The following is an 18504-nucleotide window of genomic DNA, read 5'->3' on the forward strand; positions in this document are numbered from 1 at the left end:
GCGCTCACGTATCCGAGAGCGTCAGCTCCGCCACGAAGTCATAGGCATCGCCCCGGTAGAGCGAGCGGGTGAATTCCACGACCCTGCCGGAGGCAAGGTAGGAGACGCGTTCGATCGACAGGCCGGCAACGCCGGCCGTGACGCCGAGCAGAGCCGCGTCGGGCTCCTTGATATTATAGGCCGATATGCGCTGCACCGCGCGGACCGGGCGGAATCCGCGCTGCCCGAGCGCGGCATAGAGCGAGCCGGTTACCTGCACCGGATCGGGCAGGAACTCCGACGAGATGCAGGCGCGCTCGATCGCAAGCGGCATGTCGTCGGCGATGCGCAGGCGGCCGAGCCGCGCCACCAGCGCGTCCGCCGGCAGGCCGAGGATCATCATCTCGTCGGGCGAGGGGTGGAACAGGCCGCGGTCCAGCCATTGCGCCCGCGTCGTCAGGCCGCGCCGGGCCATGTCCTCGGTAAACGAGGTCAGCCGCGACAGCGACTGCTCCACTTTGGAGACCGGCTTGACGACGAAGGTGCCCGAACCGTGCCGGCGCACCAGCAGTCCGTCCCTGACGAGGTCGTCGACCGCCTTGCGGACGGTCACCCGGCTGATGTTGGCATAGTCGGCGAGATCGCGCTCGGGCGGCAGCGCATCGCCATGGTTGAGCTTGCCGGACTGGATCGCATCCTCCAGCGTCTGGCGCAGCTTCAGGTACAGCGGGCCGGATCCGCCGGCCTGCAGGCGCTCGGGCGACAGGATCGCGGCCAGCAATGCCGTCATGCGGCGCCTCCGGCTCTCGTCCGGTGGCGCTTGGCCGCGAGTGCTACGGCGCCGGAAAGGGCATCGGCCTGGGGCTCAACCAGGATCTTGCGGTGGCGGGGTTCCAGCCAGGCCGGATAGAGGGGGGCGAGGCCGCCGAGCAGGCAGAGCCGCTCGTGGCCGCCGATGCGGGTGATCGCGTCGAGCGCCTCGTTGACGGAGCGCGCCGCCTGGCCGAGCAGCGCCAGCGCACCGGGGTCCTCCTGCTCCGCATGCTGGAAGACGAGGGGGGCGTAGCGGCCGAAATCGCCGGGCTTGGAATGGCGGGCGAACTCGACCATGGCGGTCGGGTCGTGGCGGAATTCGTTGAGGACGGCGTCGGTGACGGCCGAGCCCGGGCGGATGCCGTCATGGGCCAGCAGCGCCTCCTGCAGCAGCGCATGGCCGAGGCGGGCGCCACCGCCGAGGTCGCCGATGGTGAAGCCCCAGCCGCCGATATAGTGGACCTTGCCGGCCTTGCGGGCCATGAAGATGGTGCCGGTGCCGAGGATCGCGACGGAGCCCTCGGCATCGCCGATCGCGCCCTGCAGGGCGATCAGGCCGTCGGAATCGATGTCGGTGTGGCGGAAGGGCAGGCGCTCGCGCACATATTGCGTGAGGTTACCGACATTGGTGCCGGCGAGGCCGAGGAAGGCTGCGGCCTCCTTCACCCCGTCCATAGGCAGCTTCGCATCGCGGAAGGCCGCCTGCGCCGCCTCGGTGATGCTCTGGATGGCGCTGTTCGGATCGGTCAGGATGTTGGCGGAGCCGCTCTTGCCGCGGCCGAGGATCTTTCCCTGCGGATCTGCGACCGCCGCGCGGCAACTGGTGCCGCCGCCATCTATGCCGATGATGAAATCTGCCATGGGGACCTCCGAAGCTGACAATACCAAAAAAATACCATTAACCAAGGGGGAATCGGTCGGGTCTGCCTGGTTGTGTTTTATGCGATTGAAATAAAATGATAAAATCATAAATCGCGACTTTTCCACCGGCGGTCGTTAATTTCCTATGGACAATTGGTATGTTTTTGGCCTTAAATTCCCGCCAAGGGAGAACACTTCATGGCATCAGCCAGAACCGAAGCCAGGCATGAACAGGCGGAGGGCCTCGACGAGCGCAGCCCGGTCGAGGTGCTCAAGGTGCTGTCTTCGGCCCAGCGGCAGGCCGCAGGCGCCGTCGATGCGGCGATCGAGGACATTGCCGAGGCGGCGAAGCTTGCGGCGGACGCCCTGCGTTCCGGCGGGCGGCTCGTCTATGTCGGCGCCGGCAGTTCCGGGCTGATGGCAATGGCGGACGCGCTGGAGCTTCCGGGCACCTACGGCATCGCGCGCGACCGGATCGTCATCCTGCTGGCCGGCGGTGCCGCCAGCCTCGAGGATCTTGCCGGCGGCTACGAGGATGACGAGGCGCTTGCGCTCGCCGACGCCGAAAAGGCGGGGCTCGGCAAGGGGGACTGCGTGATCTGCGTCACCGCCAGCGGCACGACGCCCTATGCGATCGCCATTGCCGACCACGCCCGCGAGCACGATGCCAAGGTGATCGCGCTCGCCAACAATCCCGGCGCGCCGCTGTTTGCCTATGCCGACATCTCGATCCTGCTGCAGACGCCGCCAGAAGTGATTTCCGGCTCGACGCGCATGGGGGCGGGGACGGCGCAGAAGATCGCCTTCAACATGTTCTCGACGCTCGTCGGCATCCAGCTCGGCCATGTGCACGACGGCTACATGGTCAACCTCAAGGCGGACAACATCAAGCTGAAGGACCGCGCGGCGCGCATCGTCGCCGGTATCGCCGGTGTCGACGTCGAGACGGCGGGGCTGTTGCTGGAACAGTCCGAAGGATCCGTCAAGGTGGCTGTGCTGATCGCCGCCGGCGCAAAAGACAAGGCCGCGGCCGACGCCGCGCTCAATCATTCCGGGCAAAGCCTGCGGCGCGCCCTGAAGACCTTCCAATAACGGGAACGCGCCAAACAGGCGCACAAAAGGGAGAATGTCATGACACGCAATCTGATCAAGGGGCTGCTCCTTGCCACGAGCGTCCTCGGCACGGCGGGCCTCGCCCAGGCACAGGACGCCACGTTGACGATCGAGAGCTGGCGCAACGACGACCTGGCGATCTGGCAGGAAAAGATCATCCCGGCCTTCGAGGCGAAGAACCCGGGCATCAAGGTGGTGTTTTCGCCGACCGCGCCGACCGAATACAACGCTGCGCTGAACGCCAAGCTCGACGCGGGCTCGGCCGGCGACCTGATCACCTGCCGTCCGTTCGACGCCTCGCTGGAACTGTTCAACAAGGGGCATCTGGCCGCCCTGAACGATCTTTCCGGCATGGAGAACTTCTCCGACGTCGCCAAGTCCGCCTGGACCACCGACGACGGCGCCACCACCTTCTGCGTGCCGATGGCCTCGGTCATCCACGGCTTCATCTACAACAAGGACGCCTTCGACCAGCTCGGCATCGCCGTGCCGACGACGGAGGCCGAGTTCTTCGCAGTGCTTGACAAGATCAAGGCCGACGGCAACTACATCCCGATGGCCATGGGCACGAAGGACCTCTGGGAAGCCGCGACCATGGGCTACCAGAACATTGGCCCGACCTACTGGAAGGGCGAGGAAGGCCGCGCGGCGCTGATCAAGGGCGAGCAGAAGCTGACCGACGAGCCCTGGGTCGAGCCGTACCGCGTGCTCGCCAAGTGGAAGGACTATCTCGGCGACGGCTTCGAGGCACAGACCTATCCGGACAGCCAGAACCTGTTCACGCTCGGCCGTGCCGCGATCTTCCCGGCCGGTTCCTGGGAGATCGGCCTGTTCAACACCCAGGCACAGTTCAAGATGGGCGCATTCCCGCCGCCGGTGAAGGCTGCCGGCGACACCTGCTACATCTCCGACCACAACGACATCGGCATCGGCCTGAACGCCAAGAGCGCCAATGCGGATGCCGCGAAGAAGTTCCTGACCTTCGTCGCCTCGCCGGAATTTGCCGACATCTATGCCAACTCGCTGCCGGGCTTCTTCAGCCTGAACTCGACGGCGGTGAAGATGGCCGATCCGCTGGCGCAGGAATTCGTCTCCTGGCGCGAGAAGTGCAAGCCGACGATCCGCTCGACCTACCAGATCCTGTCGCGCGGCACGCCGAACCTGGAAAACGAGACCTGGACGGAATCGGCCAACGTCATCAACGGCACCGACACGCCGGAAGTGGCCGGCGAGAAGCTGCAGAAGGGCCTCGACAGCTGGTACAAGCCGGCGAAGTGAGTGTGGTTCGGGGCCAGGTTTGCCCCCTCACCCTGGCCCTCTCCCCGCAAGCGGGGAGAGGGGACTTGCTCAGCGATTGCCGATCCCTTCGTGACCATCACCGGAGGACCGTGCGGCAACCGTCCTTCTCCCCGCTCGCGGGGAGAAGGTGCCGGCAGGCGGATGAGGGGCAATTCGCTCGCTGTCGATTGCGGCCGGACGCCGCGCCATCCGCGCCAAAACGTGTAAGCTGAACGTCATCTGCCGGGCTTCCGGCATGGCATCGCGCGGCGGGACCGGCTGCGTGAGGTCCGTCCGCCTGTTGCGGGCAACGCATCGAACCACCGGTCGACAAGCGGGCAGGAACCATGACGGACGCCACAGTTTCAGAAGCCGAATTGGAAGCCGTCCGCCGGCCGCGGCGCTGGCATATCGCCGTCTTCCTGCTGCCGGCGCTCGTCGTCTACAGCGCGGTGATGATCCTGCCGCTGTTCGAGACGCTCAGGCTCTCGCTGTTCAACACCGTCGACGGGCAGTCCACCTTCGTCGGCCTCGCCAACTTCAAGACGCTGTTCGGCGATGCCCGCTGGGCGTCTGATTTCTGGAATGCACTGAAGAACAACTTCATCTTCTTTGCCATCCACATGCTGGTGCAGAACCCGATCGGGATCGCGCTCGCAGCCCTGCTGTCGGTGCCGAAGCTGCGCGGCGCCGCCTTCTACCGCACCGCCATTTTCCTGCCGACACTGCTCTCCTTCGTCATCGTCGGCTTCATCTGGAAGCTGATCCTGTCGCCGATCTGGGGCGTGTCGCCCTATCTGATGGACGTCGTCGGGCTGAAGTCCCTGTTCGCGCCATGGCTCGGAAGGCCCGGCTCGGCGCTGATCGCGGTCTCGCTGATCTCGGTCTGGCAATATGTCGGCATTCCGATGATGCTGATCTATGCGGCGCTGCTCAGCATTCCGGAAGAGGTGATCGAGGCGGCCGAATGCGACGGGGTCACCGGCTGGGCGCAGTTCTTCAAGATCAAGCTGCCGTTGATCCTGCCGGCGATCGGCATCATCTCGATCCTGACCTTCGTCGGCAATTTCAACGCCTTCGACCTGGTCTACACCGTGCAGGGGGCTCTCGCCGGGCCGGACGGCTCGACGGACATTCTCGGCACGCTGCTCTACCGCACCTTCTTCGGTTTCCAGCTGCAACTGGGAGACCGTTCGATGGGGGCGACGATCGCGACGGTGATGTTCCTGATCATCCTCGCCGGCGTCTCGCTCTATCTCTTCGTCATCCAGCGGCGCATCCGCCGCTACCAGTTCTGAGGGAGCCGACCATGTCCAAGGCACGCACCTCGCTGTCCCGTACCGCCTTCGTCCACGCCGCCCTGATCGCCTATACGCTGATCGCGGTCTTCCCGGTGTTCCTGACGATCATCAACTCGTTCAAGAACCGCAACGCGATCTTCCGCAACCCGATGCAGGTCCCGACGCCCGCGACCTTCGATCTCGTCGGCTACCACACGGTGCTGGGGCAGGGGGATTTCGCGCTCTACTTCCAGAACAGCCTGATCGTCACGATCGTCTCGATCTTTCTCGTACTGCTGTTCGGCGCGATGGCGGCGTTTGCGCTGTCGGAGTATCGTTTCCGCGGCAATACGCTGATGGGGCTCTATCTTGCGCTCGGCATCATGATCCCGATCCGGCTTGGCACGGTGGCGATCCTGCAGGGGATGGTGGCGACCGGGCTCGTCAACACGCTGACGGCGCTGATCCTCGTCTATACCGCGCAGGGGCTGCCGCTCGCCGTGTTCATCCTGTCGGAATTCATGCGCACCGTCTCCGACGACCTGAAGAATGCCGGGCGGATCGACGGGCTTTCGGAGTATTCCATCTTCTTCCGGCTGGTGCTGCCGCTGGTGCGGCCCGCCATGGCGACGGTGGCCGTCTTCACCATGATCCCGATCTGGAACGACCTGTGGTTCCCGCTGATCCTTGCGCCCGGCGAGGCGAACAAAACGGTCACGCTCGGCTCGCAGATCTTCATCGGCCAGTTCGTCACCAATTGGAACGCGGTGCTGGCCGCCCTGTCGCTGGCGATCCTGCCGGTCCTCGTCCTCTATCTCGCCTTCTCGCGGCAGCTGATCCGCGGCATCACGTCGGGAGCGGTGAAATGAATGTTTGCCGACCGGAGCTTCCCCCTCATCCGCCCTTCGTGAACCTTCTCCCCGATGGGGAGAAGAGGGAGATCGCCGCAACGCTTCCGATCCTCCTCTTCCCTCGGGGAGAGGGTGGCCGAGCGCAGCGGAGGCCGGGTGAGGGGGCGCCTGCGCCGACGTCTCTTGCGAAGGAATAAATGTATGTGCTCCACTTCTCCCATCCGCGTCCTTTCCGCCGGCCTCGGCAATATGGGGCGCAGCCATGCGCTCGCCTATCACGAGAATCCGGGCTTCCAGATCGCGGGCCTCGTCAACCGTTCGAAGGTGGAGCTGCCGGAGGCACTTTCCGGCTATGAGATCCTGCCGTCGTTCCCCGAGGCGTTGAAGGCGCTGAAACCCGAGCTCTGCTCGATCAACACCTATTCCGACAGCCATGCCGATTTTGCGGTGATGGCGATGGAGGCCGGCGCGCATGTGTTCGTCGAGAAGCCGCTGGCGACGACGGTGGCCGATGCCGAGCGCGTCGTCGCCTGTGCCAGGGCTAACGGCCGCAAGCTCGTCGTCGGCTATATCCTGCGCCATCATCCTTCCTGGATGCGGCTGATCGCCGAGGCGCGAAAACTCGGTGGCCCCTACGTGTTCCGCATGAACCTGAACCAGCAGTCGAGCGGCCCGACCTGGGAGACGCACAAGGCGCTGATGCAGACGACGCCGCCGATCGTCGATTGCGGGGTGCATTATGTGGATGTCATGTGCCAGATCACCGACGCGAGGCCGGTCGAGGTGCGCGGCATGGGCTTAAGGCTCTCCGACGAGATCGCGCCGGACATGTACAACTACGGCCACCTGCAGGTGCTCTACGACGACGGTTCGCTCGGCTGGTACGAGGCCGGCTGGGGGCCGATGATCTCGGAGACGGCCTTCTTCGTCAAAGACGTGATGTCGCCGAAGGGGTCGGTATCGATCGTCATGGACCCGAACGCCAAGTCCGACGATATCGACACGCACACCAAGACGGCGGTGATCCGCCTGCACAATGCCGAGACCGGGCCGGACGGCCGCTTCCTGAAGGCCGACGAGGACCTGAAGATGGCCGGCGAGCCGGGCCACCAGGAGCTCTGCGACCGCGAGCAGGCCTATGTGCTGAAGGCGATCCGCGAGGACATCGACCTGAGCCGGCACATGGACGATGCGGTGCAGTCGCTCAGGATCTGCCTTGCCGCCGATGAAAGCGTGCGCACCGGCCGGCCGGTGAAACTATAAAAGAAGGAACGACGATGGGCTCCCTGCAACTGAAATCCGTGCGCAAGTCCTTCGGGCCGGTCGATGTGCTGAAGGGCATCGATCTCGACGTTGCCGATGGCGAGTTCGTCATCTTCGTCGGACCGTCGGGCTGCGGAAAATCGACGCTCCTGCGCATCATTGCCGGCCTCGACGATGCGACGTCGGGCAATATCCTGATCGACGGCGCGGAAGTCGGCGCGGTGCCGCCGGCCAGGCGCGGCATCGCCATGGTGTTTCAGTCCTATGCGCTCTATCCGCATCTGAGCGTGAAGGACAATATGGGCCTCGGCCTCAAGCAGGCCGGCGCGCCGAAGGCGGAGATCGAGGCGCGGACGAAGAAGGCGTCTTCCATGCTGTCGCTGGAGAAGTACCTCGACCGGCGCCCGGCCGAGCTTTCGGGCGGGCAGCGCCAGCGCGTGGCGATCGGGCGCGCCATCGTGCGCGAGCCGAAGCTGTTCCTGTTCGACGAGCCGCTCTCCAACCTCGACGCGGCCCTGCGCGTCAATACGCGCCTCGAGATCGCGCGGCTGCACCGCGAACTGAAGGCGACGATGATCTACGTCACCCACGACCAGGTGGAGGCGATGACGCTGGCCGACAAGATCGTCGTCCTCGACGGCGGCGTCATCCAGCAGGTCGGTTCGCCGATGGAGCTCTACAACAAGCCGGCCAACCTGTTCGTCGCCGGTTTCATCGGCTCGCCGGCGATGAATTTCATCGACGCTTCGAGGCTCGGACGCAGCGACGCGACCACGATCGGCATCCGCCCGGAACACATGGCGCTGTCGCGCGAGAGCGGCGAGTGGAGCGGCAGGATCGTCCATGTCGAGCACCTTGGCGCCGACACGATCGTCTATCTCGACAGCGACAAGGCCGGGCTCTTGACCGTGCGGCTGTTCGGCGAACACCACTACGAGCCGGACGAGATCGTGCATGCCACGGCCAATGCCGGGCAGCTCCATCGTTTCGGGGTTGACGGTAAAGTGATACGATGAGGTCCCTCATCACAATTTCGTGATTGGTCCATTGTGCAGTGCGAAATCGGATTGCGCTTGGACAGGAATTAACATACAGAACTGTTTGTATAACGGCGATGCGGGGGACTTACGGTTCTCCGCATCGATTCTTTTCAAGGCCTTCCGGCCTTGACCTGACCATTTTCGAGGCCGCTGGCCTTCCCTCGTTTCGTGGAAAAACCGATGCGCATCATCAGACCGATTGCAATTGCGACACTGGGCAGCCTGCTGTTTTTGGCCGGATGCCAGAAGGAGGAGGACAAGCAGGCCGCTGCGCCGGCGATGCCGCCGACGCCGGTCGCAGTCGTCACCACCAAGTCCGAGGAAGCGCCGATCATGAACGAGCTGCCGGGCCGCATCGCCGCGACCCGCATCGCCGAGGTCCGCCCGCGCATCTCCGGCATCGTCGTCGAGCGCGTGTTCGAGCAGGGATCGATCGTCACCGAGGGCGAGGTGCTCTACCGCATCGATCCGGAGCCTTTCCGTGTCCAGGTCGACAGCGCCGAGGGCACGCTCCGGCGGGCGAAGGCCGTGCAGTTGCAGGCCAAGCAGGCGGCCGACCGGCAGGAGCAGTTGAAGAAGTCGAACGTCGCCTCCGCGCAGCAGTTCGACGACGCGGTGGCGCAGCTTGCCGCGGCGGACGCCGACGTCGCCATCGCCGAGGCCGGCCTTGCGACGGCAAAGCTGAACCTCGAATATTCCGAGGTGAAGGCGCCGATCACCGGCCGCATCGGCCGGGCGCTGATCACCGAGGGCGCACTCGTCAGCAGCAGCAGCAGCGAGGCGCTGGCGACGATCCAGCAGCTCGACCCGGTCTACGCCGACTTCACCCAGTCGGCCACCGATCTGATCCGCCTGCGAAAGGCGCTTCAGGACGGCGACTTGATGAACGACGATTCTGCTGATGTTACGCTGCTGTTCGACGACGGCACCGCCTATGGCCATATCGGCAAGCTGCTGTTCTCCGAAGCCGCCGTCGACGAGACGACCGGCCAGGTGACGCTGCGCGGCGAGTTCCCGAACCCCGACAACGATCTGCTGCCGGGCATGTATGTTCGCGTCCAGATCCAGCAGGGCATCCAGAGGAACGCGATCCTCGTGCCGCAGCAGGCCGTCCAGCGCGACACGGCCGGGCAGGCCCAGCTCTACGTCGTCAATGCGGAGAATGTCCTGGAGGTCCGGCGCGTCAATGTCGGTCGCGCGGTCGACCAGCGTTTCATCGTGACGAGCGGGCTGCAGCCAGGCGAGAAGGTCGTGGTCGAGGGTTTCCAGAAGATCGGCCCCGGCGCCACCGTCGCACCCGCCGACTGGCAACCGGCCGGTCAGGCACCGGCAGAGAAGCCGGCCGAGGCCGCCGAGGCCCCTGCGGCCGCCGGCGAGGCGGCAGAGCCGGCTGCGAAAGCGAACTGAGGTCCTGAACAATGCCTAGATTTTTCATCGACAGGCCGATCTTCGCCTGGGTCGTCGCCATTTTCATCATGCTGGCCGGCGTGATCACGATCCCGATGCTGCCGGTGGCGCAGTATCCGAACGTGGCGCCGCCGCAGATCTCGATCTCGACCAACTATCCGGGCGCGTCGCCCGAGGACATCTACCAGTCGGTGACGCGGCCGATCGAGGAAGAGCTGAACGGCGTGCCCGGGCTGATCTACTTCGAATCGACCTCGGAATCGTCCGGCCGTATCTCCATCAATGTGACGTTCGCGCCGGGAACGGATATCGGCGAGGCGCAGGTCGAGGTGCAGAACCGCATCGCCCGCGTCGAGCCGCGTCTGCCGCAGGCCGTGACCCAGCAGGGCATGCGCGTCGAGCAGGCCAGCACATCCTTCCTCATGGTGGTGGCGCTGTCGTCGACCGACGGCAACACTGACGCGATCGGCCTCGGAGACTATCTGAGCCGCAACGTGCTGGGCGAAATCCGCCGCGTCCCCGGTGTGGGCAGTGCGACGCTGTTCTCCACCCAGCGCTCGATGCGCGTCTGGCTCGATCCCGACAAGATGGTCGGCCTCAACCTGACGGTCGATGACGTCAACAACGCGATCTCGGTGCAGAACGCCCAGGTCTCGGCGGGACGGATCGGTGCGCAGCCGAACCCGATCGGCCAGCAGATCTCCGCGACCGTCCTCGTCCGCGGCCAGCTGACCTCGCCGGAGGAATTCGGCTCGATCGTGCTGCGCGCCAATCCGGACGGCTCGTCGGTGCGGCTGCGCGACGTCGCCGCCATCGAGGTCGGCGGTGAAGACTACAACTTTTCGACGCGCCTGAGCGGCAATCCCACCGCCGCCATCGGCGTGCAGCTGTCGCCGACGGGCAACGCCATGTCCACGGCCGCCGGCGTGCGCGCAAAGATGGAGGAGCTGGCGAAGTTCTTCCCGGCCGGCGTCGAATACAGCATCCCCTACGACACGACGCCCTTCGTCGAAGTGTCGATCGAGAAGGTCATCCACACGCTGATCGAGGCGATCGGGCTGGTGTTCATCGTGATGTTCCTGTTCCTGCAGAACATCCGCTACACGATCATCCCGACGCTCGTGGTGCCGGTGGCGCTGCTCGGAACCTGTGCCGCGATGTACGTCTCGGGCTTCTCGATCAACGTGTTGACCATGTTCGCCATGGTGCTCGCGATCGGCATCCTCGTCGACGACGCGATCGTCGTGGTCGAGAACGTCGAGCGCATCATGGCCGAGGAGGGGCTGTCGCCGAAGGAAGCCACGAAGAAGGCGATGGGCCAGATCACCGGCGCCGTCGTCGGCATCACGCTGGTGCTTTCGGCTGTGTTCATTCCCATGGCGTTCTTCCCGGGCGCCGTCGGCATCATCTACCAGCAGTTCAGTCTGACCATGGTGGTGTCGATCCTGTTCTCGGGCTTCCTGGCGCTGTCGCTGACGCCGGCGCTGTGCGCGACCTTCCTCAAGCCGATCCCGCAGGGACACCACGAGAAGCGCGGCTTCTTCGGCTGGTTCAACCGCGGCTTCGACAGGACCGCGCATGGCTATTCCGGCGTGGTCGGCAAGGTCGTGCGGCGTTCCGGCCGGCTGATGGTCGTGTATCTCGCGCTGCTCGTCGGTCTCGCCTATGCCTATCTGCAGCTTCCGACCTCGTTCCTTCCCAACGAGGACCAGGGCTACCTGATCGTCGACATGCAGGCTCCGTCCGAGGCGAGCGGCACGCGGACCGCCGAGGTCATCCAGCAGGTCGAGAAGATCTTCCTGGGTGAGAAGGCAGTCGCCGATATCGTGGCCATCTCCGGCTACAGCTTCTCCGGCACCGGCCAGAACGCCGGCCTTGCCTTCGTTCCGCTGAAGGACTGGTCCGAACGCGGGCCGGAAGATTCGGCCGAGGCGATTGCCGGCCGCGCCAACATGCAGCTCTTCGGCATCAAGGACGCGCTGACGTTCTCGCTGTCGCCGCCGCCGATCCAGGGGCTTGGCAACTCGACCGGCTTCACCTTCCGCCTGCAGGACCGCGGCGGTATGGGACAGGCTGCGCTGTCTGCCGCACGCGACCAGCTGATGGCCGCGGCCGCGAAGAGCCCGGTCGTGACCGGCCTGCGCATCGAGGGCATGCCGGACGCGGCGCAGGTCAACCTGCTGATCGACCGCGAGAAGGCCAACACCTTCGGGGTGACCTTCGCCGACATCAACTCGACGATCTCGGCGAACCTCGGCTCGTCCTACGTCAACGATTTCCCGAATGCCGGCCGCATGCAGCGCGTGACGGTGCAGGCGGGGGCGGAAAAGCGCATGCAGACCGCCGACCTCCTGAACCTCAACGTCCGCAACGCCAGCGGCGGCATGGTGCCGCTGTCGTCCTTCGCCACCGTCGAGTGGATCCGCGGGCCGCAGCAGATCGTCGGCTACAACGGCTATCCCTCGATCCGCATCGCGGGCCAGGCCGCACCCGGCTATTCCTCCGGTGACGCGATCGCCGAGATGGAGCGGCTGGCAGGCGAACTGCCGACCGGCTTCGGCTACGAATGGACGGGCCAGTCGCTGCAGGAGATCCAGTCCGGCTCGCAGGCGCCGGCGCTGATCGCGCTGTCGATCCTGTTCGTGTTCCTGCTTCTGTCCGCGCTCTATGAAAGCTGGTCGATCCCGCTGTCGGTCATGCTGGTCGTGCCGCTCGGCGTCATCGGCTCGGTGCTGGCGGTGACCTGGCGGGGCATGCCGAACGACGTGTACTTCCTCGTCGGCCTGATCACCATCATCGGCCTGTCGGCGAAGAACGCGATCCTGATCATCGAGTTCGCCAAGGACCTGCGAGCGGAGGGCAAGCCCCTGCTCGAGGCGACGATCGAGGCCTGCCGGCTGCGTTTCCGCCCGATCCTGATGACCTCGCTGGCCTTCACCCTCGGCGTGCTGCCGATGGCGATCGCCTCTGGCGCCAGCGCCGCCAGCCAGAACGCGATCGGCACGGGCGTGATGGGCGGCATGATCTCGGCAACCGTTCTCGCCATCTTCTTCGTCCCGGTGTTCTTCGTGTTCGTCATGAACCTCTTCGGCCGCAAGCCGAAGGAAGAAAAGCCGGCGGCGGAACCAATGCCGGCGCCCGGCGAGTGAGAAACGAGTGCCCGCCGCAAGGCGGGCGCTCCCGGCTACGGGGGGACCATGCGCAGGACCAAAGCTCACGCCGAAGCCACGCGCCAGCAGATACTCCATGCAGCGGAGCGTGTGTTCTTCGAAAAGGGCGTCTCCAACGCCTCGATGGAAGAGGTGGCGCTTGCCGCCGGCGTGACCCGCGGCGCCATCTACTGGCATTTCGCCAACAAGTCCGATCTCTTCATGGAGCTCTACAAGTCCGTGCCGCTGCCGCAGGAGGACATGATCGCCCGCGAGCTCGAGGTGGAAGGCGTTGACGTGTTCGCGGTGATCGAGCGCATGGCGGCGGAATGGCTCGAGGTGCTGGCGAAGGACGAGCAGCGCCAGCGGATCCTGTCGATCCTGCTGCGCTGCGACTATGGCGGCGAACTGGCGCCGGTGCTGGCGCAGCAGCAGCAGGTCTTCGACGAGCATGTGCGCATCCTTGAGAAGGCCTTCGCCCGGGCAGCCGAGATGGGCAAGCTCGACCGCTGCTGGACGCCGCGCGCGCTCGCCTCTTCCTTCTGCTGGATGATGAAGGGGCTTTGCGTCGAATGGCTGCTGTTCGGCCGCCGCTTCGACCTCGCCGCCGAAGGCCGCGACGGCCTTTCGCGCTTCATTCGCGGCCTGCGGGCGGCCTGATCCGCTTCGTATCAGCCGTCTTCACCCGTCATCCTGTCGATCCACTCCTTGCCGATATTCCAACGCCTTAGGACGGATAGCGGATCTTCCGCGTCAAGCCGCGAGCAGATGCGGTAGATCTCCAGCACCTCAGCGCTCATCTCGCCCTTCTGGTGGAAATACATGGCCGCCGCATAGCGGGTCCGCCCGGACCAGTCGATGCCTGTCGCGGTGCGGATGAGGTTCCAGTGGTGGCGGGTCTCTTCGTCCATCGGTGTCGTCCCTGCCTTGCCTTCGGCCGATGGGCTGCAACAGGATTGCCCCTCACCCCGCAGGCGGATGAGGGGCGTTCCGCTTTCAGCCCTTCCAAACGCTATCGCAGTCCCGGCGGCGTGGCCGTGCGTCGCGCCAGCTTCACGAAGGGTCGCGGGACGATCTTCGCACGCTTCATCATCTTCTGGTACTTCAGTTCGCGCATCGCATAGATTTCCACCCAGAGGTCGTCGACGAACCGCGTGCCATAGGGTCGGTCGAGACTGGCAATCGCGACGTTGCGCTTGGCGGTGGGCGACCAGATGGCGGCGGTGACGAGGCCCGCCTCGCGCTTGCCGCGGTGATAGACGAAAGCATGCTCGGCCGGAATATTCCCTTCGATTTCAAGGCCCACGAGGACATGCTTCAGAGTTTGATTCCGGCGCGCGTCGAGAATGGCGCGGCGGCCGTTGAAGTTCGGCTTGTCCGGATCGACCAGCCAGTCGAGGCCGATCTCGTCGGGCAGGCGCACGCGGTCGGCGCGAAGCGCTGCCTCGGCGGTGACGAAGTCGGCATTGGCGACGATGAAGCCGGCCTCGATGCGCGTGCGATTGAGCGCGGCGTAGCCGATGGCGCGGATGCCGTGGTCGGCGCCGGCCGTCCAGAGACGGTCCCAGAGCGGCAGGGCGGCCTGGCGCGGGACGAACAGCTCGTAGCCGAGGTCGCCGGTGAAGCCCGTGCGCGAGACCGTGACGGTCCCTCCGTCATGGGCAAAGCTTCCGATGTCGAAGGGCTTCAGCCGTTCGGCACCGGAAAAGCCGGCTTTGGCGAGCACGGCATAGCTCGTCGGCCCCTGCAGGGCGACGCCGGCGATTTCCTCGGTCTCTTCGCGGATGTCCACGGCAAGGCCGAAGGCGCTGTCGAGCAGCCAGGGCAGGTGGCGCTCCTGGCAGCAGAGGCGGAAGTCCTGGTCGCCGAGCCGGAACAGCGTGCCGTCGTCCAGCACGTGGCCGTCGTCGTCGCACCAGGCGGTGTAGTGCACGCGGCCGACGCCGAGCTTGCGCACGTCGCGCAGCGTCAGCCGGTTGAGATAGCGTTCGGCGTCAGGGCCGTCGATCCGGTATTTCACCATCGGCGAGATGTCGAAGAGCGCTGCCGTCGAGCGGATTGCGAAATATTCGAGCTCCTCGTCGAAGAGCGCATGCGGGGCCTTGCAGCCTGCCCAGTTGTACCAGTCGTTGACCGCGTCGAGGGCGGAAAGCCGCGGATGGAAGGGCGTTTCCAGCCGCGGGGTGGCGATATGGTCGCGCGCCGCGCGGCGCGCCTCGGCCGCGTTTGCAGGCTTGGTCAGGGCGTTCATCGGCGGTCTCCGGCAAGGATATGGCGGGCGGCGTTCCAGCCGGCGAGGCCGGAGATGCCGCCGCCGGGGTGGGCGCCGGCACTGGCGAGATACAGGCCCTCGATCGGCGTGGCATAGCCGGAGGCCGCCCCCGTCGGCCGGTTGACCAGCAACTGGTCGGCCTGCAATTCGCCATGATGCCAATGGCCGCCGGGAAGATTGTATTCCGCCTCGATGTCTGCGGGCGTGGAAAGCTCGGCAGCGAGGATCGTGTCCGAGAGGCCCGGCGCGTGGCGCTCGAGGATGTCGATCACGATCCGCAGGAAGGCGGGCTTGCCGGTCTCCCAGCCCGCCTTGAGCTTGTAGGGTGCGTATTGCACCAGCGCCGAGAGCGTGCAGGCGCCGTCCGGCGCGAGCGTGCTGTCTGCCAGGCTCGGCAGCACGATCTCCATCACCGGATCGGGCGAGAACTCGCCGTACTTGGCCGGGTTGAAGGCGTTTTCGACATGGGTCATCGAGCGGGCGATGACGATGCGGCCGGCGTGGTCGCGGCCGGAGAGGCCGGCGAAGCTCGGCATGCGCGAGAGCGCCAGGTCGAGCTTGGCGACGTTGCCGGCGGAGCGGACGTGGCGGATGGCGCGCAGGAAGCCTGTGCCGGTCTCTGCGGCATCGACGAGTTGCAGGAACGTCGCCTGCGGGTGGATGGCCGAGACGACCACCGGGGCGGACAGCTCCGAGCCGTCTGCCAGCACGACGCCGCCGGCCTTGCCGCGATCGGCGAGGATGCGGCCGACGCGGGCGCCGCAGCGGATGGTGACGCCGGCCGTCTCCGCCGCCTTGAGGAAAGCGGGAGCGACCGCGGCCATGCCGCCCTGCGGGATGAACTGGCCGCCCGCCTTGCCGTCCGCTTCACCGGTGAGGCGATAGTAGAGGCCGAGCAACGATGTCGGCGAGCGCGGCCCGAGGTGAATGCCGAGCGTGGCGTCGAAGGCGAGCAGGCCCTTCAGCCGGTCGTCTTCGAGGTATTCGTCGGCGACGTCGGCGACGTTCATCAGGAGCATGCGCAGGAAATCGCGACCCTCGGCGCGGCCCTTGCGGATGACGCCGAAGCCGGCGGCCATCAACGTCGAGATGTCGCCGATGCCGATCGCGCCGAGTTGCGGCGGGGCGCGGCGCAGGAAACGCTTGAGGATGCCGGCCTGGAAGGTGAGCTTGTCGCGCAGGCGGGAGAAGGCCGCCGCCTCGTCCGCCGTCACGCCGTCGATCGTTTCGCCATAGGCGCCGCGGAGCACCGCCGGCTCGCGCTCGCCGTCGAGGACGGCGGTGGGCATGGCGGGGCCGGGCGTCGCCGCAAGCGCGATCCCGAGGTCGCGGGCGACTTCTGGATCGAGCCGGTTGACGAGGTGGGCGAGGCCGGCGGAGCGGAAGCCGGGGGCGAATTCGCGCCCGCGCATTGCGCCGCCCGGCGCATTCGCCGCCTCCAGCACCAGAACCCTGCGGCCGCTGCGGCCGAGCTTGGCGGCGGCGGCGAGGCCGTTGTGGCCGGCGCCGATGACGATCGCGTCATAGCTCTGCGCGGCGGTTTTCGGGGAACTCGGCGGTGCGTCAGATGACGTCATGGGCGTTGCTCATCGTCTCGGGGCTGCGCTTGAGGTCGCGGAGGATCTCCATCGCGGCGTTGCGTCCGGGCGCGCCCATGACGCCGCCGCCCGGGTGGGTGGAGGAGCCGCAGATATAGAGGCCGGCGATCGGGCTGCGGTATTGCGCGTAGCCGGGCACCGGGCGGTTGAACAGGAGCTGGTCGAAGGTCAGTTCGCCCTGGAAGATATTGCCCTCTGTCAGCCCGACCTCGGCCTCCAGTTCGCGCGGGGTGCGCACCTCCATGTGGACAATGCGGTCGCGGAAGCCGGGCGAATAGTCGGCGATCTGGCCGACGACGGTCTCGGCGAAGGCTGTGCGGTCGGCGTCCGTCCAGTCGCGGCCCTCGACCTTCGGCGGGCAGTACTGCACGAAGCAACTCATGAAGTGCCTGCCGGGCGAGGTCATGGTCGGGTCGAGCGTCGTCGGGATCATCGTGTCGAGCATGGGATCGGCCGACCAGCGCCCTGCCTTCCAGTCGTCATAGGCGCGCTCCATGCGCTCGATGCTGTCGGTGAAATGCAGGTCGCCGCGGATGCAGGACGAGCCCTCCGGCAGGGCAGGGAACTCCGGCAGGCTGTCGAGCGCGATGTTCACCTTGCCGGACGAGCCGCGCATCTTGAAGTGCTTGACCCGGTGGACGAAGTCTTCGGGCAGGTCGGCCTCGTCGACCAGTTTCAGAAAGGTGCGTTTCACGTCGGCATTGGAGACGACGAGGTTGGCGCGGATCTCTTCGCCGCTGTCCAGAACGACGCCTGTCGTGCGGCCGCCGCGCGAGAAGATCCTTGCGACCTCGGCGTCGGTGCGGATCGTGCCGCCGGCGGCGAGGAAGGAACTTGCCAGCGCCTGCGTCACCGCGCCCATGCCGCCACGGGCATAGCCCCAGGCACCGACCGAGCCGTCCACCTCGCCCATGTAGTGATGCAGCAGCACATAGGCGGTGCCCGGAGACATGGGGCCGAGAGCGGTGCCGATGATGCCGGAGATCGCCAGATAGGCCTTGATCACGTCGGTCTCGAAATATTCGTCGAGGAAGTCGGAGATCGACATGGTCCAGAAGCGCAGCGTCTGCGCCATCTCGGCCGGGCTGAACTCGCCGAATTTCCTTGCGAGGTAAACGAGTTCGGCGATGTCGCGCGGGCGAAAACCGAAGGGATCGGGGGCGGTGCGCATCAGAAGCGGCTGGATGAAGCGGCACTGGCGGGTGACGTCGCGGGCATAGCGCTCATAGGCCTCGGCGTCGCGCTTCGAATAGCGGGCGAATTCGCGGCGGTGGCTGTCGTGGTCGCGGTAGGAGGCGAGGTAGTCGCCGTCGCGCGTCAGCACCGCGCCGCCCTCGTAGGCGACGACCTGCAGGCCGTGCCGCGGCAGGTCGAGGTCGCGCATGATCTCGGGGCGGAACAGCGAGCAGACATAGGAACAGTTGGAATAGAGGAAGCCCGGCGTCAGCTCCCGGCTGGTGGCAGCCCCGCCGACCCAGCCGTTCTTCTCCAGCACTGCGACCTTCAGGCCGGCGCGCTGCAGGTAGCCGGCGGTCACCAGGCCGTTGTGGCCGCCGCCCACCACGAGGACGTCATATCGTTGCATCCGCGTTCTCCCTCA

At 66.1% G+C, this 18504-nt stretch carries 15 protein-coding genes; 9 read left to right on the plus strand and 6 right to left on the minus strand.

Going from position 1 to position 18504, the window contains the following annotated elements; all coding sequences use genetic code 11:
• Positions 1 to 4: 4 nt before the first annotated feature.
• Positions 5 to 769, minus strand: coding sequence for a GntR family transcriptional regulator (locus LQK81_RS06210; protein WP_230804493.1), 765 nt, complete (start codon positions 767 to 769; stop codon positions 5 to 7).
• Positions 766 to 1653 (minus strand): N-acetylglucosamine kinase, encoded by an 888-nt coding sequence (locus LQK81_RS06215; RefSeq protein WP_230804495.1) that lies wholly within the window; start codon positions 1651 to 1653, stop codon positions 766 to 768. Before LQK81_RS06215 ends, LQK81_RS06210 begins: the two co-directional genes overlap by 4 nt.
• A gap of 198 nt (positions 1654 to 1851) precedes the next feature.
• On the opposite strand from LQK81_RS06215, the gene LQK81_RS06220 reads away from it, so the two are divergent.
• The 9 genes from LQK81_RS06220 to LQK81_RS06260 all read left to right on the plus strand — a co-directional run bounded on the left by LQK81_RS06220 (position 1852) and on the right by LQK81_RS06260 (position 13694).
• A complete protein-coding gene (locus tag LQK81_RS06220; RefSeq protein ID WP_230804497.1) occupies positions 1852 to 2745 on the plus strand; it encodes an N-acetylmuramic acid 6-phosphate etherase in 894 nt (297 codons plus the stop codon).
• A gap of 39 nt (positions 2746 to 2784) precedes the next feature.
• On the plus strand, positions 2785 to 4044 hold the full coding sequence (locus LQK81_RS06225; RefSeq protein WP_230804499.1) for an ABC transporter substrate-binding protein: 1260 nt from the start codon (positions 2785 to 2787) through the stop codon (positions 4042 to 4044).
• Positions 4045 to 4391: 347 nt separating this feature from the next.
• Positions 4392 to 5342, plus strand: a complete 951-nt coding sequence (locus tag LQK81_RS06230) for a carbohydrate ABC transporter permease (RefSeq protein ID WP_230804501.1) — start codon at positions 4392 to 4394, stop codon at positions 5340 to 5342.
• 11 nt (positions 5343 to 5353) lie between these two features.
• Positions 5354 to 6193 (plus strand): carbohydrate ABC transporter permease, encoded by an 840-nt coding sequence (locus LQK81_RS06235; protein ID WP_230804503.1) that lies wholly within the window; start codon positions 5354 to 5356, stop codon positions 6191 to 6193.
• 183 nt (positions 6194 to 6376) lie between these two features.
• Positions 6377 to 7438 (plus strand): Gfo/Idh/MocA family protein, encoded by a 1062-nt coding sequence (locus tag LQK81_RS06240; RefSeq protein WP_230804504.1) that lies wholly within the window; start codon positions 6377 to 6379, stop codon positions 7436 to 7438.
• A 14-nt stretch (positions 7439 to 7452) separates the two neighbouring features.
• Positions 7453 to 8454: an ABC transporter ATP-binding protein gene (locus LQK81_RS06245; RefSeq protein WP_230804506.1), complete on the plus strand. Its 1002-nt coding sequence runs from the start codon at positions 7453 to 7455 to the stop codon at positions 8452 to 8454.
• A 204-nt stretch (positions 8455 to 8658) separates the two neighbouring features.
• Positions 8659 to 9885 carry an efflux RND transporter periplasmic adaptor subunit gene (locus LQK81_RS06250; RefSeq protein ID WP_269064714.1) on the plus strand — a complete coding sequence of 409 codons (1227 nt, stop codon included), beginning with the start codon at positions 8659 to 8661 and terminating at the stop codon, positions 9883 to 9885.
• 11 nt (positions 9886 to 9896) lie between these two features.
• Entirely contained in the window at positions 9897 to 13034 is a 3138-nt protein-coding gene (locus LQK81_RS06255) for an efflux RND transporter permease subunit (RefSeq protein WP_230804519.1), read from the plus strand.
• A 48-nt stretch (positions 13035 to 13082) separates the two neighbouring features.
• Positions 13083 to 13694 carry a TetR family transcriptional regulator gene (locus tag LQK81_RS06260; RefSeq protein ID WP_230804521.1) on the plus strand — a complete coding sequence of 204 codons (612 nt, stop codon included), beginning with the start codon at positions 13083 to 13085 and terminating at the stop codon, positions 13692 to 13694.
• A gap of 11 nt (positions 13695 to 13705) precedes the next feature.
• On the opposite strand, the gene LQK81_RS06265 is transcribed toward LQK81_RS06260, so the two are convergent.
• The 4 genes from LQK81_RS06265 to LQK81_RS06280 all read right to left on the minus strand — a co-directional run bounded on the left by LQK81_RS06265 (position 13706) and on the right by LQK81_RS06280 (position 18489).
• Positions 13706 to 13945: a hypothetical protein gene (locus LQK81_RS06265; RefSeq protein WP_230804523.1), complete on the minus strand. Its 240-nt coding sequence runs from the start codon at positions 13943 to 13945 to the stop codon at positions 13706 to 13708.
• A 101-nt stretch (positions 13946 to 14046) separates the two neighbouring features.
• Positions 14047 to 15285: an aminomethyltransferase family protein gene (locus tag LQK81_RS06270; protein WP_230804525.1), complete on the minus strand. Its 1239-nt coding sequence runs from the start codon at positions 15283 to 15285 to the stop codon at positions 14047 to 14049.
• Positions 15282 to 16883: a phytoene desaturase family protein gene (locus LQK81_RS06275; RefSeq protein WP_230804527.1), complete on the minus strand. Its 1602-nt coding sequence runs from the start codon at positions 16881 to 16883 to the stop codon at positions 15282 to 15284. The genes LQK81_RS06270 and LQK81_RS06275 overlap by 4 nt, the downstream gene beginning before the upstream one ends.
• On the minus strand, positions 16870 to 18489 hold the full coding sequence (locus LQK81_RS06280) for a phytoene desaturase family protein (protein ID WP_230804529.1): 1620 nt from the start codon (positions 18487 to 18489) through the stop codon (positions 16870 to 16872). Before LQK81_RS06280 ends, LQK81_RS06275 begins: the two co-directional genes overlap by 14 nt.
• Positions 18490 to 18504 lie beyond the last annotated feature (15 nt).

This window comes from Rhizobium sp. GN54, assembly GCF_021026345.1.
Taxonomy (GTDB): domain Bacteria; phylum Pseudomonadota; class Alphaproteobacteria; order Rhizobiales; family Rhizobiaceae; genus Mycoplana.